This window comes from Glaciimonas sp. PAMC28666, from assembly GCF_016917355.1.
In the GTDB taxonomy this organism is placed as follows: Bacteria; Pseudomonadota; Gammaproteobacteria; order Burkholderiales; family Burkholderiaceae_D; genus Glaciimonas.
This window is the reverse complement of sequence record NZ_CP070304.1, coordinates 1,041,852-1,057,540: the sequence shown is the minus strand read 5'-3', so window position 1 is coordinate 1,057,540 and position 15,689 is coordinate 1,041,852. Positions and strand designations below refer to the sequence as shown.

12 protein-coding genes are annotated in these 15,689 nt (G+C 51.3%); 11 read left to right on the top strand and 1 reads right to left on the bottom strand.

Going from position 1 to position 15,689, the window contains the following annotated elements; genetic code table 11:
- The first annotated feature begins 54 nt into the window (after positions 1–54).
- From betB to JQN73_RS04380, 11 genes are all read left to right on the top strand, one after another.
- Positions 55–1,527, top strand: coding sequence for a betaine-aldehyde dehydrogenase (betB, locus tag JQN73_RS04430; protein ID WP_205321927.1), 1,473 nt, complete (start codon positions 55–57; stop codon positions 1,525–1,527).
- Between the two features lie 1,041 nt (positions 1,528–2,568).
- On the top strand, positions 2,569–4,245 hold the full coding sequence (gene betA / locus JQN73_RS04425; RefSeq protein WP_205323180.1) for a choline dehydrogenase: 1,677 nt from the start codon (positions 2,569–2,571) through the stop codon (positions 4,243–4,245).
- Positions 4,246–5,029: 784 nt separating this feature from the next.
- Positions 5,030–5,914, top strand: coding sequence for a MaoC family dehydratase N-terminal domain-containing protein (locus tag JQN73_RS04420; RefSeq protein WP_205321926.1), 885 nt, complete (start codon positions 5,030–5,032; stop codon positions 5,912–5,914).
- A 69-nt stretch (positions 5,915–5,983) separates the two neighbouring features.
- Complete coding sequence (locus tag JQN73_RS04415; protein ID WP_205321925.1) at positions 5,984–7,144, top strand: acyl-CoA dehydrogenase family protein; 1,161 nt, start codon at positions 5,984–5,986, stop codon at positions 7,142–7,144.
- Between the two features lie 12 nt (positions 7,145–7,156).
- On the top strand, positions 7,157–8,335 hold the full coding sequence (locus JQN73_RS04410) for a CaiB/BaiF CoA-transferase family protein (protein ID WP_205321924.1): 1,179 nt from the start codon (positions 7,157–7,159) through the stop codon (positions 8,333–8,335).
- 65 nt (positions 8,336–8,400) lie between these two features.
- Entirely contained in the window at positions 8,401–9,768 is a 1,368-nt protein-coding gene (locus JQN73_RS04405) for an MmgE/PrpD family protein (RefSeq protein ID WP_205321923.1), read from the top strand.
- Between the two features lie 3 nt (positions 9,769–9,771).
- Entirely contained in the window at positions 9,772–10,575 is an 804-nt protein-coding gene (locus JQN73_RS04400) for a CoA ester lyase (protein ID WP_205321922.1), read from the top strand.
- A 131-nt stretch (positions 10,576–10,706) separates the two neighbouring features.
- Positions 10,707–11,723, top strand: a complete 1,017-nt coding sequence (locus JQN73_RS04395) for a TRAP transporter substrate-binding protein (protein WP_205321921.1) — start codon at positions 10,707–10,709, stop codon at positions 11,721–11,723.
- A gap of 156 nt (positions 11,724–11,879) precedes the next feature.
- Positions 11,880–12,452, top strand: coding sequence for a TRAP transporter small permease (locus JQN73_RS04390; RefSeq protein ID WP_205321920.1), 573 nt, complete (start codon positions 11,880–11,882; stop codon positions 12,450–12,452).
- A complete protein-coding gene (locus JQN73_RS04385) occupies positions 12,449–13,729 on the top strand; it encodes a TRAP transporter large permease (protein ID WP_205321919.1) in 1,281 nt (426 codons plus the stop codon). Before JQN73_RS04390 ends, JQN73_RS04385 begins: the two co-directional genes overlap by 4 nt.
- A 91-nt stretch (positions 13,730–13,820) precedes the next feature.
- Entirely contained in the window at positions 13,821–14,528 is a 708-nt protein-coding gene (locus tag JQN73_RS04380; RefSeq protein WP_205321918.1) for a class I SAM-dependent methyltransferase, read from the top strand.
- 21 nt (positions 14,529–14,549) lie between these two features.
- Here the strand turns inward: JQN73_RS04380 and JQN73_RS04375 are convergent, their stop codons facing one another.
- Positions 14,550–15,455 (bottom strand): LysR substrate-binding domain-containing protein, encoded by a 906-nt coding sequence (locus JQN73_RS04375; protein ID WP_205321917.1) that lies wholly within the window; start codon positions 15,453–15,455, stop codon positions 14,550–14,552.
- Between the last annotated feature and the right edge of the window lie 234 nt (positions 15,456–15,689).

Genomic DNA, 15,689 nt, shown 5'->3' with positions numbered 1-15,689 from the left:
CCAATGCGGCTTTGTCATTATTGTCCGATATGTCTTTGAACGAAGGAACACCAGATGCCAGTCTTCCCGTTACAGCAGCTTTACATCGGCGGTCGCCGCGTTGACGCGACCAGTGGAAAAACATTCGAAAGCATTAATCCTGCGAATGGGGAATTATTGGCACAGGTCCAAAGTGCCTCCAGAGCTGACGTTGATGTGGCGGTTGAAAGCGCAAAAAAAGGCCAGCGCGTATGGGCTGCGATGACCGCGATGCAGCGCTCGCGCATTTTACGCCGCGCCGTTGAGATTTTGCGCGAACGTAATGATACGTTGGCGACCATCGAAACCCTGGACACCGGAAAAGCCTTGTCAGAAACACGCTATGTTGACATCGTAACCGGTGCCGACGTGCTGGAGTATTACGCCGGTTTGGTGCCATCAATTGAAGGCCAGCAAATTCCCTTGAGAGAAAGTGCGTTTGTCTATACTCGCCGCGAGCCGCTCGGTGTGGTGGCCGGCATCGGAGCATGGAATTATCCGATTCAGATCGCCTTATGGAAATCGGCCCCGGCGCTGGCGGCTGGAAACGCGATGATTTTTAAGCCCAGCGAAGTGACATCGCTGACGACTTTGAAGTTGGCGGAAATTTACACAGAAGCGGGTTTGCCGGATGGCGTTTTCAACGTGTTAACCGGTAGCGGGAATGAGGTCGGAACATGGTTGACTGAGCACCCCGGTATCGAAAAAATATCGTTCACTGGTGGCACTGCGACAGGTAAAAAAGTAATGGCCAGCGCCTCTGGCTCGACCTTAAAAGAAGTAACAATGGAGCTGGGCGGGAAGTCGCCGCTGATCGTATTCGCCGACGCGGATCTTGATCGCGCCGTGGACATCGCCATGATGGCTAATTTTTACAGCTCCGGCCAGGTCTGCACCAACGGTACGCGGGTGTTTGTGCACCGCTCGTTGAAGGAGGCGTTCGAAGCTAAAGTGCTGGAACGCGTTGCCCGTATTCGTCTCGGCGATCCGCAGGATATCAATACAAATTTTGGTCCGCTGGTAAGTTTTGGGCATATGGAAAATGTGTTGGGTTATATCGCGTCCGGGATTGCGGAGGGGGCGAGATTGTTGATCGGTGGTGGACGTGAAATGGCTGGCGATTTTGCGAAGGGTGCGTTTGTGCGGCCAACGGTGTTTACTGATTGTCATGACGAGATGACGATTGTCAGGGAGGAGATTTTTGGTCCGGTGATGAGCATTCTGGTGTTTGACGATGAAGATGAAGTCATTCGCCGTGCGAACGATACGGAGTATGGATTGGCGGCTGGTGTAATAACAGAAAATTTAAGCCGTGCTCATCGGGTAATTCATCAGTTGGAGGCGGGGATTTGTTGGATTAATACTTGGGGTGAATCGGCGGCTGAGATGCCGGTGGGGGGATATAAGCAGTCTGGGGTTGGGCGGGAGAATGGGGTGGCTACTTTGGGGCATTACACGCGGGTTAAATCGGTTCAGGTGGAGTTGGGGGGATTTGCTTCGGTTTTTTAGAGAGAGGTCTGGGTTGATTGGCGTGTTTATGTTGTATCGATTTCAGTCAATTACGGTCTGTTCGTAATTAGGGCGGTTATTGCTCCGTGGATGCTGGTCGGGGGTAGTCTGATAGCTAGTGTCTTTTTCTTGCTTCGCGTGTTTATGTTGTATCGATTTCAGTCAATTACGGTCTGTTCGTAACTAAGGCGGTTATTGCTTCGTGGATGCTGGTCGGGGGTAGTCTGATAGCTAGTGTTTTTTTCTTGCTTCGCGTGTTTATGTTGTATCGATTTCAGTCAATTACGGTCTGTTCGTAACTAAGGCGGTTATTGCTCCGTGGATGCTGGTCGGGGGTAGCCCGACAGCTAGTTACTTTCTTTTGCTTCGCCAAAAGAACAGTAACCAAAGAAAAGGCGACCGCAGTGATGCTGCCCTTCGGGTCCCCACCTGTTTCAGCCGCCAGTCGGGTGGAAAAACCAACTCGCTGCGCTCAAACATGTTTTCCCACAATTCCCGGCTGGCGACTGAAACAGGCGGCAGCGTCAATGTCGGGGTAGGTCAAAAGCAACGGCAGAAGCCGCAGCCTTTGAAACAGTGAATTTGCTGGTTTTAACGAGTTGATCTGCGTGGCGCTGGAATTTTTTTACTTTGATGGTTCGATGATAGAGGCTGTTGCTGTTGCTGTTGCTGTTGCTGTTGCTGTTGCTGTTGCTGTTGCTGTTGCTGTTGCTGTTGCTGTTGCTGTTGCTGTTGCTGTTGCTGTTGCTGTTGCTGTTGCTGTTGCTGTTGCTGTTGCTGTTGCTGTTGCTGTTGCTGTTGCTGTTGCTGTTGCTGTTGCTGTTGCTGTTGCTGTGGGGTCTGTTGGTGAAGTTGACGTTGAACTTGCCGTTGCCGTTGTCCTGCCCCGACATTGACGCTGCCGCCTGTTTCAGTCGCCAGTCGGGAATTGTGGGAAACATGTTTGAGCGCAGCGAGTTGGTTTTTTCCACACGACTGGCGGCTGAAACAGTTGCTCCGGCATATCGACTCATAGCTAAAAACTCCCAAAGGAACCATCCCATGAACCAACCAAAAGAATACGACTACATCATCATAGGAGCCGGTTCCGCAGGCAACGTCCTGGCCGCTCGCCTAACCGAAGACACCCACATCACAGTCCTCCTGCTCGAAGCGGGCGGCCCAGACTACCGCCTCGATTTCCGAACTCAAATGCCCGCCGCATTAGCCTTCCCACTACAAGGACGCCGATACAACTGGGCCTACGAAACCGATCCCGAACCATTTATGAATAACCGCCGTATGGAATGCGGACGCGGCAAAGGGCTAGGCGGATCGTCGCTCATAAACGGCATGTGCTACATCCGCGGTAACGCAATGGACTATGACGGCTGGGCGCAACTTGACGGCCTGGAAAATTGGTCCTATCTCGATTGCCTTCCATACTTCAAAAAAGCCGAAAGCCGCGACGTCGGTGGCAATGACTATCACGGCGGCACCGGGCCGGTTAGCGTCACCACGCCAAAGGCAGGCAACAACGTATTGTTCCACGCAATGGTAGAGGCCGGGGTGCAGGCGGGGTATCCAAGGACCGATGATCTTAATGGGTTTCAGCAAGAAGGATTCGGCCCTATGGACCGGACCACTACCCCCAATGGACGGCGTGCCAGCACCGCGCGCGGTTATCTTGATCTGGCCCGTGGTCGGCCTAATCTCGACATCGTTACGCATGCACTAACGGATAAAATTTTATTCTCCGGAAAACGGGCTGTCGGTGTCGCCTATTTGCAGCGCGACAATGCAGTAGAGGTACGTGTCAGACGAGAAGTGTTGCTGTGCTCCGGCGCAATTGGATCCCCGCAAATTTTACAACGTTCGGGAGTGGGCCCGGCCCCGTTATTACGTCAGCATAATATTCCGGTAGTGCTGGATTTGCCGGGCGTGGGGGCAAACCTGCAGGATCATCTGGAAGTTTATCAGCAGTATGAATGCCAGCAACCGGTCTCTCTCGCCCCGGCATTGAAATTACACAATCAGCCAGCGATTGGGGCGGAGTGGCTATTCATGGGAACCGGCACCGGTGCCAGCAATCAATTTGAAGCCGGTGGTTTTATTCGTTCGGACGAGCGTTTTACGTGGCCTAATATTCAGTATCATTTCTTGCCGGTAGCGATCAATTACAACGGCAGCAATCCGATTAAAGTACATAGTTTTCAGGCGCACATGGGTTCGATGCGTTCGTTAAGTCGCGGCCGGGTACACTTAAAATCCAAAGATCCGCGCGAGCATCCAAGCATCCTTTTTAACTACATGGCGGATGCGCAGGATTGGCAAGAATTCCGCGCCGGGATTCGTATTACGCGGGAGATCATCGGCCAACCAGCGTTGGCCGCGTATGCCGGAAAAGAAATTTCCCCCGGTAAGCATCTGCAGAGCGATGCCGAACTGGACCAGTTCGTCCGCGATCATGCAGAAACAGCGTTCCATCCGTCGTGTTCAAACAAAATGGGGAGCGATGAGATGGCCGTGGTTGATGCGCAGGGGCGGGTACATGGGATCGAAGGACTGCGCGTGGTCGATGCGTCCATTATGCCGATCATCACTACCGGAAATCTCAATGCGCCAACGATTATGATCGCAGAAAAAATTGCAGATTTGATTCGTGGGCGCTCGCCTTTACCACGGATTGAAGTACCTTATTACAAGGCAGGCGCGGCGCCCGTGAGGCACTTGCGGTAGATGACTTAATTTTCAGAGCAAAAAAATGCGACCGGGTGGTCGCTTTTTTTTGACTATACGCAGGATATAGAATCTCCGAAAAAGTCCCCGGAAAAAATCATCGGAAAATCATACAGACTGAGCATCCGGCATCATGAGTGATCTGGATCGGGCGCCGTCTGAGAGGCTTCCTTTTCCATTTCACGGTCATCAACGTCATGGCCCAGCAGTATTCAAAATCAATGATTTATTGGCGCTTCTTTTCCTCTTTTTTGACTTTTTTGTCCGCCTTTTTTTCTTTCATCGTCTTGGCTGGCTCTTTCTTTACCGCTTTTTTTGTATCTTGATTCTTACTCATGATGAACTCCATCGGTAAATATCGATACACCATCGTTGATCAAATAATCGCAGTACTCGGTATCGTTGCATGATGATAATCCTTTAGGTGCGGTCTGTGACCGCTTCCTCGCAATAACCAGCGGTATTGCATGAAAAAAACTTCATTTATCTTCTCTGGAGTTTGATCAGAACGGTTTTGGCGCTTTCCCCTGCGCATTTTTATAGCATTCATCTCTCCGAGGCGGTGTTCCATCCGATCCCGGCTCCGTCCCCGTTCAATATTTAGCCGCAAACCTTGGTGTTTCTCAGGCTTTTTACTTATTCCGTTGGGAAATAAATTGTCAGTAGATTGAAATCCCGTCTTCGATACTTAACCCAAACCATAGCCCCCCTTCGAAAAAAGCGAATTGTTTCCAAGCGAGCTTAGGGACACACTGTTGAAAAATATTATAAGACGAGGCGCGCCATGACGATCATTCCGGAATCCCTGGACATAACTTTATTGCAACAGTGGGTTGGCAAAACAGAGACTCATCATGATGTCATCAATGCCAGCGCCGCTTCCGCGCTCGCTGCCACGCTAGATCATCAGCAATCAACGTTGGCGGCACCGAATGGGCCGAAAGCTTTACGACCGCTTTGGCATTGGATTTATTTTTGGGCGGTGTGCGGACAATCTGACGTTGGAAGCGATGGCCATCCGCAACGCGGCGGCTTTTTACCGCCGGTCCCATTACCGCGCCGCATGTGGGCTGGCGGACGTCTCACATTTTCTGGTCCGCTTCCAATCGGAGCTGCCGCCTCACGGACGTCGCAGATAATGAGCGTGACCGAAAAAAGCGGCAAAAGCGGTAGTCTGGCGTTCGTTACCGTCAAGCATGAAATTGCCGTCGATGGCATAGTTGCCATTACTGAAGAACATGACATTGTTTATCGCGCTTTGGCCGAACCCGGCGCGATTGCACCGCCACCAAAGCTGGCACCGTCAGAGGCGCTCTGGACGCGCACCGTTCATCCTGATCCGGTTCTTCTATTTCGCTATTCTGCGTTGACCTTTAACGGTCACCGCATTCATTACGACCGTAGTTATGTAACAGAGGTCGAAGGCTATCCCGGCCTGATTGTGCATGGGCCGCTAATTGCCACTTTGCTGGTGGATTTGCTATTGGAACATATGCCGGAGGCGCAACTGGCAACGTTTAACTTCCGTGCCATCGGTCCTTTGTTCGACATTGCCTCGTTCGACATTTGTGGACAGCCCGATGCGGACGGTCGCACCGTGCATTTATGGGCCAGGAACGCTCGCGGCGAACTTGCCATGCAGGCCGAAGCCACGCTATTGGTTCCTTGAAACTTTCCGCGCGTGCGCGCTGGCGACTCCAACGAATATCAACACCAACACCATTTTAGGAATTGATCGATGTCTACCAAGCTTGATGCATACCAGGAAATACGTGATGCCGTACGCGCTCTATGCGCAGAGTTTCCTGCTGATTACTTTCGTAAAGTCGATGAAGAGCGCGGTTATCCGGAGGCATTTGTCAACGCCTTGACCAAAGCGGGTTGGCTGGCTGCTCTGATTCCTGAAGAATACGGTGGCTCTGGATTAGGCTTGACCGAAGCCTCGGTCATCATGGAAGAGATCAACCGATCCGGTGGTAACTCTGGCGCTTGTCACGGCCAGATGTACAACATGGGAACGCTGTTACGACATGGATCCCAGAAGCAAAAAGATTATTACTTGCCGAAGATTGCCAGCGGTGAATTGCGGTTGCAGTCGATGGCAGTGACGGAACCATCCACAGGAACCGATACCACCAAGCTTAAAACCACGGCGGTAAAGCAGGGCGATAAGTATATTATCAATGGTCAAAAGGTCTGGATTTCCCGCGTTCAACATTCTGACTTGATGATCTTGCTGGCGCGGACAACGCCATTAGCCGACGTGAAGAAAAAATCGGAAGGGATGTCGATTTTTCTGGTGGATTTGCGGGATGCTATCGGCAACGGACTCACGGTGCAGCCCATTCTAAATATGGTGAACCACGAGACCAACGAGCTATTCTTCGACAACCTGGAAGTTCCAGCGGAAAATTTGATCGGGGAAGAGGGAAAGGGTTTCCGTTACATTCTTGATGGACTGAATGCCGAGCGCGCGCTGATCGCCGCCGAGTGCATCGGCGACGGTTACTGGTTTATCGACAAAGTGACTAAATATGTTAACGAGCGTGTGGTGTTCGGCCGCCCGATCGGTCAAAACCAGGGGGTTCAATTCCCCATTGCGAAAGCCTTTATTAACCTCGAAGCAGCTAATTTGATGCGCTTAAAAGCTTGTGCGTTATTCGACGCGCATCAACCATGTGGCGCTGAAGCGAATATGGCAAAAATGTTGGCTGCCGACGCCTCGTGGGAAGCCGCAAATGCTTGCCTGCAGTTTCACGGCGGCTTCGGTTTCGCCTGTGAATATGATGTTGAACGCAAGTTCCGTGAAACCCGCTTGTATCAGGTTGCGCCGATTTCCACCAACCTGATCCTCTCGTACGTAGCTGAGCATGTGCTCGGTTTGCCGCGTTCATTTTAAGGGTAGAACGGCATGCGTCCACTTGATGGTATTACCGTTATCACCTTGGAACACGCCATCGCGGCGCCGTTCTGCACCCGACAACTCGCGGATCTTGGCGCCCGCGTCATCAAAATTGAACGTCCCGGCGTTGGCGATTTCGCCCGCGCTTATGATGAGCGCGTGCATGGTCTGGCGTCCCATTTTGTCTGGACCAATCGCTCCAAGGAAAGTCTTACGCTAGATGTAAAGCACGCCGAATCCGACAATATCCTGATGAAACTGCTGGAGACCGCCGATGTCCTGGTACAAAATCTGGCACCGGGTGCGGCGGCACGCATCGGTTTATCGTATGCTGCGTTGCGTGAAAAATTTCCACGTTTGATCGTGTGCGATATTTCCGGCTATGGAGCGGACGGGCCTTATCGTGACAAGAAGGCTTACGACCTGTTAATTCAAAGTGAATCAGGCTTTCTTTCTGTTACCGGCTCGCCCGATGAGCCAGCCAAGGCCGGGTGCTCCATTGCCGATATTGCAGCCGGTTCTTATGCTTACTCAAATATACTTGCCGCCTTGATTCAGCGCGGCAAGACCGGTCTGGGATGCAGCATCGATGTATCGATGCTGGAAAGCATGGTCGAATGGATGAGCTATCCGCTTTACTACGCGTTTGACGGCGCGGAACCGCCGCCACGTGCCGGTGCCTCCCATGCGACGATCTATCCGTATGGGCCGTTCACCACCGGTGATGGCAAAACGGTGATGCTGGGTCTGCAAAATGAACGTGAGTGGGGCCTGTTTTGCGATAAAGTCTTGCTTCAGCCTGATCTCACCGCTGATCCCCGGTTCTCGTCCAATTCACGGCGCACCGCAGCACGGCAGGAATTGCGCGCGATTATTCTGGACGTGTTCGCACCACTGACGGCGGAGCAGGTGATTGTTCGGCTTGACGCTGCCAGCATCGCCAACGCGCACATGAATGATATGCACGATTTGTGGCGACATCCGCAACTCAAGGCGCGTGGGCGCTGGGTCGATGTGGATACGCCTGCAGGCAAAGTTCCCGCTCTGTTGCCGCCCGGTGTACCGAATACGTACGTGCCACGTATGGATGCGGTGCCTGCGCTGGGGGAGCATACCGACGCGATTTTGGCAGAACTTGGGTATGACGCAGCCGCCGTTGCGAGTCTGCATGCGAATAATGCTATTTAGTTGCGCTATTTGATTAAGCCATTCGATCAATCCATTTGATCCTCCATCTTAGAAAGCACCATTTCATGAACGATCATCCGAGTAAGGCGCTCGCCAGTTTCGCCGCGAATTTACGTTTCGAGAGCATTCCTGAGCCGGTGCTGATGCGCGCTGCAGATTTATTTGTCGACTGGTTCGGGTCTGCGCTTGCCGGTAAGGGCGCACGCGCGGTCGAAACGATAGACTGGTTTGCACAACAAATGGGGCCAGTGACCGGCGCTTCTGAAGTGCTGATTTCGCGGCGGCAGACGACGCCCCTGTTCGCAGCAATGGTGAATGCAGCCTCATCGCATTTCGCCGAACAGGACGACGTGCATAACGGTTCGGTATTTCATCCCGCTGCTGTGGTTTTTCCGGCAGTGCTGGCAGTAGCGCAATCTATCGGTTGCTCCGGACGCGATCTTTTGACCGCAGTAGTCGTTGGTTATGAAGTAGGAATTCGGGTTGGCGAGTTTCTGGGGCGTTCGCATTACAAAGTATTTCATACAACTGGCACGGCGGGTACGGTAGCTGCCGCCGCTGCAGTCGGCAGGCTGTTGAAATTGACGCCCGAACAAATGTTGCATGCTTTTGGTTCGGCCGGCACGCAAGCCGCGGGATTGTGGGAATTTTTGCGCGATGCGGCCGATTCGAAACAGTTGCACACCGCAAAGGCGGCAGCGGATGGGTTGATGTCAGCCTATCTTGCGCAACAAGGTTTTACCGGCGCGCAGCGCATTTTGGAAGGTCCGCAAGGGATGGCTGCCGGGATGTCGTCGGATGCTGATCCGAGCAAACTGGTCGACCGGTTGGGCGAGCGTTGGGCCTTAATAGAAACGTCGTTCAAGTTTCATTCTTCTTGTCGCCATACCCATCCGGCCGCAGATGCGTTGCTCCAGGTGATAACGGAGCATAATCTCGATCCGGAACAGATTGTCCGCGTTACCGCGCATGTTCATCAGGGCGCAATTGATGTGTTAGGTCCGGTAGTTAATCCGCAAACGGTACATCAGGCTAAATTCTCAATGGGAATCGTGTTGGGATTGATTGCACAGTTTCGGGTCGCAGGCTTAAGTGAATTCGACGGATATTTCAATGACGCCCGCGTAGTGGCGTTCAGCAACAAGGTGCAAATGGCGCTGGACACTGAGGTCGATAGCGCCTATCCGGTGCGCTGGATTGGCAAAGTGACCGTCGAGACCGCGGACGGGCGCACGCTGTCGGGACGCGTGGATGAGCCGAAAGGTGATCCGGGCAACACTCTGAGCCGTCCCGAGCTTGAGCAGAAGGCGCTGCGACTGGCGGCCTTCGGTAACGCGGCTACGCCATCGGAGATGCAGACAATTTTTGAGAAAATGTGGCACATGGCCGATATCCATAAAATTGAACGCTTTTTAATGCCTCCTTCAGCATAAAATATGGCTCTTTCTATTCCTCGATCCTATCTTTTTGTTCCCGGTAATCGCCCCGATCGTTTTGATAAAGCTTGTAGGGCGGGTGCCGACGTCGTCATCATCGATTTAGAAGATGCCGTTCCATTTGCGGAGAAGGCGGCAGCAAGGGCCGCGATCATTGCATGGCTAACAGCAAAAAAATCGGTTTTCATTCGGATTAATAGCGCTGAGTCTGAATGGTTTAGGGACGATTTGGCACTTTGCAGGTTACCGGGCGTAGCAGGCATCGTGTTGCCAAAGGCCGAACGTGTCGAAGATATTGCGTTAGTTGCCGCTGCCGGTGCCGCGATTATCTTGCCGCTGATCGAAAGTGCACAGGCATTCTGGAACGTGCATGCAATCGCCCAAGCGCCAGGAGTTCATCGATTGTTATTTGGTTCAATTGATTTTCAGCTTGATTTGGGCATCGACGGGGACAACGAAGAATTGCTTTATTTCCGTTCGCAACTGGTGCTAGCCTCACGTATCGCTGGAATTGCCGCCCCGGTCGATGGCGTCAGTACTGCAATCGACGAGCCCGAAAGCGTACAGACGGATACGGTACGGGCACGTCGTTTGGGTTTTGGCGCCAAACTTTGTATTCATCCGAAGCAAATTGCCTCAGTGCATGCCGGATTTTCGCCCGGTCGGGAAGATATTGCCTGGGCCAGACGGGTGCTGGAAGCTGCAGCTCTGGCCGATGGCGCGGCCGTAGCGCTCGATGGAAAGATGATCGATCGACCGGTCATTCTGAAAGCAGAGAAAATTTTGAATGCGTTGGACCAATAATTCTTACCTATTTTTTAGCTGGTTGCTATCCTGGTCGCCGTTTTTGATGGAAATTTAAATGGCGACTTTTTGTTAAAAATATTAAAGGCTGTCTTTGAATAGCCTATTTTTTCGTTAATCCGGAGACATTCATGAAAACTAAAACGTTATTTTTGGCACTCGCCGCTGCTGCGAGTTTTTGCACCACCGCGTTGGCCCAAAGTTCCGCACAAGCGCCAATCATTATCAAATTCAGCCATGTTGTTGCGCAGGACACGCCAAAAGGAAAAGGCGCCCAACGTTTCAAAGAGTTGGCAGAAAAAGCCACCAATGGCCGCGTAAAAGTTGAGATTTATCCGAACAGCCAGCTGTATAAAGATAAAGAAGAACTAGAGGCGCTGCAATTGGGCGCTGTCCAGATGTTAGCGCCATCGCTATCTAAATTTGGCCCGCTTGGCGTCAAGGAATTCGAAGTGTTCGATCTCCCGTACATCTTTCCAAGTAGCGCCGTCCTGACGCGCGTGACCGACGGTCCGATTGGTAAAGACCTGTTTAAGAAACTGGAACCCAAAGGGATCACGGGACTGGCCTATTGGGACAATGGTTTCAAGGTCATGACGGCGAATAAGCCGCTCAAAACACCAGCGGATTTTAAAGGCTTAAAAATACGTATTCAGTCATCCAAGGTTTTGGACGCACAAATGCGTGCGTTGGGCGCCAACCCGCAAGTGCTCCCATTTTCTGAGGTCTACCAGGCACTCCAGACCGGCGTAGTGGACGGCGGTGAGAATACACCGTCAAATGTCTACACACAGAAAATGTATGAAGTCCAAAAATATCTGACCGTATCCGACCATGGATATATTGGCTATGCGGTCGTGGTTAACAAGAAATTCTGGGATGGCTTGCCTGCCGATATTCGGGCTCAGCTGGAAACTGCCATGAAAGAGGCAACCAAGTACGCCAACACGATTGCACAAGAAGAAAATGATAAGGCGCTGGAAGCGATTCGCAAAGCCGGTAAGACCGCTATTTACAAATTGACTGACGCAGAAAAGGCCGAATGGCGCAAAGCCCTGTTCCCGGTCCAGAAGCAGATGGAAGGTCGCATTGGAAAAGAGCTGATCGCTTCGGTGAACAAGGAATCTGCCGCCATGGGCTTTAAATAACCAACTAAAAAAAAGTCACGTCCAGTCTCGATACTGACGACGCATGGCAATAGCCGCTCCGAAAAACATTCTCGGGGTGGCTTATTTTATCAGCGTGTAAATTATTCTAAAAGACGTGCATAACGTCTGTTTCCCTTTGATGTATTTGGAGATTCCATGAAATTCCTCGATCGCCTGGAAGAGTGGCTGATTGCGTCCTTGATGGCGATGGCGACCATTCTTATTTTTCTCGCTGTGGTGCATCGCTATGCATCGGGCTTGCCGATTCCGTGGCTTCAGGATGAGTTAATAAAAATCAATACCAGTTGGGCGCAGGAGTTGTGTATCTATATGTTTGTGTGGATGGCGAAATTCGGCGCGGCCTACGGTGTCCGCGTGGGTATTCATGTGGGTGTCGATGTATTGATTAATAAATTAAATACTCCCTGGCGCAATAAATTCATCACTTTCGGCTTGCTGGCAGGTGCTTTATTTACCGGAATTGTCGGGACTCTGGGAGCCAAATTTGTGTGGGGAATCGCGCATACCGATTCGGTTTCTGCAGACCTGGAAATTCCGATGTGGATGGTATACATGGCGGTGCCGCTTGGTTCCTACCTGATGTCGTTCCGATTTCTGCAAGTGACGTGGCAATTTTTGAAATACGGTGAATTGCCAAAACACGACCACGCACATGTTGAAGGTATTGAAGATGCTGCCGATATAGATCACGTTGGAGGCAAGGCATGAACGCATTAATTATTTTTGTTCTGTTGTTTGCGTTAATGCTGACCGGTATGCCGATCTCGATTTCGCTTGGCTTAACGGTGTTGACTTTCCTGTTTACGATGACCACCGTCCCGATTGAATCGGTGGCGCTAAAATTATTCACTGGTATCGAGAATTTCGAGATCATGGCAATTCCGTTCTTTTTATTAGCCGGTACTTTCCTGACCCATGGCGGAGTGGCCAAGCGCATGATTCGATTTGCGACGACACTAGTCGGTCATTGGCATGGTGGAATTGGCCTTGCTGGGGTTCTCGGCTGTGCACTGTTCGCATCAGTATGCGGATCGAGTGTCGCCACCGTCGCGGCAATTGGATCGGTAGTTTTGCCGGAAATGGTTAAACAGGGGTTCCCTAAAAAGTTCGGCGCTGGTGTGATCGCTACTTCGGGCGCACTGGGTATTTTGATGTTGCCTTCGGTGATTAAGGTGATTTATGCCGTGTCGACCAACACCTCGATTGGTGAGTTATTTATTGCCGGTTTGGTGCCGGGACTGATCCTCACCGCGATGCTGTGCCTGACCACGTGGAATATCGCGCGGAAGAACAACTATCCACGCTTACCAAAAGCTTCCTGGCGTGAACGTTGGGATGCTTTCCGGGATTGCTCGTGGGGTTTGTTTTTGGTGGTGATCGTCATCGGTGGTATTTTCAGCGGTATATTTACGGCCACTGAAGCGGCGGCAATGAGCGCGGTGTATGCTTTCCTGGTATCGATTTTTGTCTATAAAGACATGACCATGAAAGGCGTCCCCAAGGTCTTGCTGGATTCGGCCGCCATGTCTGCGATGCTGTTATACATCATTACCAATGCCACGCTGTTTTCATTCTTGATGACCTCCGAGAATGTGCCACAAGCTTTAACGGAAGCCATTTTACATATGGGGCTTGGTACGGTCGGGTTTCTGGTGGTCGTCAATTTGTTGCTGTTGCTGGCAGGAAATGTCATGGAGCCGTCTTCAATTATTTTGATCATGGCACCGATTTTAGTGCCGGTCGCGATGAAGCTTGGGATTAATCCGATCCATTTCGGCATCATGATGATCGTTAATATGGAGATCGGTATGTGCCATCCTCCGGTGGGCTTAAACTTATATGTGGCTTCTAGTATTACCAAAATGGGGATTACTGAGTTGACGAAGGCGGTTCTGCCCTGGCTGCTGACGATGTTAGTATTTCTGGTGCTGATTACTTATTTGCCTCAGATAACGTTATGGCTTCCTAACCTGATTTATAGATAGTCGGCGCCATGGTCCGGAAATTCGGCTTCGCGGTACGGTGTTCCGGGCCTGGCCCAGGCAGGGTTTAATTTTGGAAAAATGAGGAGCAGTTATGGAGATCACCAGTTCTGCTATCACGCGGATCTGTGACGAACGCGAGATATTCGAGGCGTTACCTCTTGCGCGGGCGCGTGTGCTGGAACTGGGGTGTGGGAACGCAGCTAAAACACGCATTATTGCCTCAGCCGGCCAGGTTGCATCTGTCCTGGCGTTAGAGGTAGACGTTCGTCAACACGGCAAGAACACCGCGCTGACGGATTTGCCCTACGTGCGGTTCGCACTTGGCGGCGCAGAGCAGATCCCTGCCGATGACGCCAGTTTTGACATCGTTTTTTTGTTCAAGTCCTTGCATCATGTGCCACTCGAAAAATTGACTCAGGCATTCGCCGAAATTTATCGCGTATTAGTGCCCGGTGGTCTCGTCTATATATCTGAACCGATTTTTGCGGGCGACTATAACGAGATAATGCGGTTGTTTCACGATGAGAAGATGGTTCGCGAAGCGGCTTTTTCGGCGACCAGGGAGGCGATTCAATCGGGTGGATTCCAGATGGTCGAGCAATTCTTTTTCAAGAGCTTGGTACGATTTCGAGACTTTCCTCAGTTTGAAAAAAACGTCATTAACGCCACTCACACGGATCATCAACTGTCACCCGATGTACTTGCCGCGGTGCGCGAAAAATTTTCACATTATATGACCGGGGAGGGTGCCAGATTTTATGCTCCCCATCGTGTGGATCTGCTTCGAAAGCCAGCATAATAATTTTGCGATAGATTGTTCTTAAGATACATTTCTCGACAAGGTGGATGCCTGGATAAAATCAACCAGTTCGCGCGCGTAAAGCGGAAGAATATCCAGCTTCTGCACCACAATACTTCTCTCCCGAACGGCCCACGGTTCATCTAATTCAACGATAGACAGTTGCATGGTATGGCTATGACGCAGCGCGGCAGATTGCGGCATGACGGCGATACCGACGTTGGTTTCGACCATCCGACACATGGCTTCGAAGCTGCGTACCTGAATCCGCAAACGCAGGGCTTTTCCGCTTTCGGAGACGATTTGATTCAGAAAGTGTTGCAGCGAGCTACCTTCATACAAACCAATTTGTTCGTAAGGGATCGTTTCCGCAAAAGTGATGTGTTCGGTTGCGGCAAGTGGATGATTCACTGCCGTCACCAGCACCAGACGATCGGTCGAAAAATTAATAATTTCCAGGCCTTGATTGTGAATCGGTCCGGCAACTATCCCGATGTCGGCGGTGCCTTCCAATATCCCCCGCAAAATGCCCTGATTGAGTCGCTCTTCCAGCGAGATGTTGACATGTGGGTATTTGGCCAGAAAAGCCCCCAGCACTTCCGGCATAAACTCTGTCACCGCAGTGGTGTTCGCAAAAATCCGTATATGTCCTTTAATCCCATTGTTGTATTGCTGCAAATCACTGGTCAGCCGTTCTACCTGCTGCATAAATTGCTGGGCGTGATGCAAAAAAGTTTCTCCTGCAGGCGACAGGCAAATCCCCTTGTTCTCTCGATAAATCAGACGCATGCCAAAGCGGGCTTCTAGTTCTTTGACGCGACTGCTGGCGGCAGCCAGAGACATATGAATTCGCTCGGCGCTACGGGTGAGACTTTTCAGCTCTGCGATGTAGATGAATAAGCGCAAATCGGTCAGATCAAACAACATAGGAGTATTTCTTTCGTAAGATGGTGGCACCGAGCCGAAAACGATCCCGGCCCGTTTGCCCGAATAGGAAAGTTTATTTTTTGTCTACTATTGTTGCGCTTGCTGAGTAAATTTACCATGCCCTTGATGGCGTTGCTGATCTGAGCGTCCCGTAGGTCTACTCTCGAAGTACTGCAGAGAATAAACTATAGTGATGAGACAGCACAGCGTATCCGCCTGCTTTCATCTAAAAAA

Bases quoted from the DNA above. Each gene is read 5' to 3' on its own strand.
- JQN73_RS04400 (WP_205321922.1), top strand. From the start codon at position 9,772: ATGGCTCTTTCTATTCCTCGATCCTATCTTTTTGTTCCCGGTAATCGC.
- JQN73_RS04420 (WP_205321926.1), top strand. From the start codon at position 5,030: ATGACGATCATTCCGGAATCCCTGGACATAACTTTATTGCAACAGTGG.
- JQN73_RS04395 (WP_205321921.1), top strand. From the start codon at position 10,707: ATGAAAACTAAAACGTTATTTTTGGCACTCGCCGCTGCTGCGAGTTTT.
- JQN73_RS04390 (WP_205321920.1), top strand. From the start codon at position 11,880: ATGAAATTCCTCGATCGCCTGGAAGAGTGGCTGATTGCGTCCTTGATG.
- JQN73_RS04380 (WP_205321918.1), top strand. From the start codon at position 13,821: ATGGAGATCACCAGTTCTGCTATCACGCGGATCTGTGACGAACGCGAG.
- betA (WP_205323180.1), top strand. From the start codon at position 2,569: ATGAACCAACCAAAAGAATACGACTACATCATCATAGGAGCCGGTTCC.
- JQN73_RS04405 (WP_205321923.1), top strand. From the start codon at position 8,401: ATGAACGATCATCCGAGTAAGGCGCTCGCCAGTTTCGCCGCGAATTTA.
- JQN73_RS04410 (WP_205321924.1), top strand. From the start codon at position 7,157: ATGCGTCCACTTGATGGTATTACCGTTATCACCTTGGAACACGCCATC.
- JQN73_RS04385 (WP_205321919.1), top strand. From the start codon at position 12,449: ATGAACGCATTAATTATTTTTGTTCTGTTGTTTGCGTTAATGCTGACC.
- JQN73_RS04375 (WP_205321917.1), bottom strand. From the start codon at position 15,455: ATGTTGTTTGATCTGACCGATTTGCGCTTATTCATCTACATCGCAGAG.
- JQN73_RS04415 (WP_205321925.1), top strand. From the start codon at position 5,984: ATGTCTACCAAGCTTGATGCATACCAGGAAATACGTGATGCCGTACGC.
- betB (WP_205321927.1), top strand. From the start codon at position 55: ATGCCAGTCTTCCCGTTACAGCAGCTTTACATCGGCGGTCGCCGCGTT.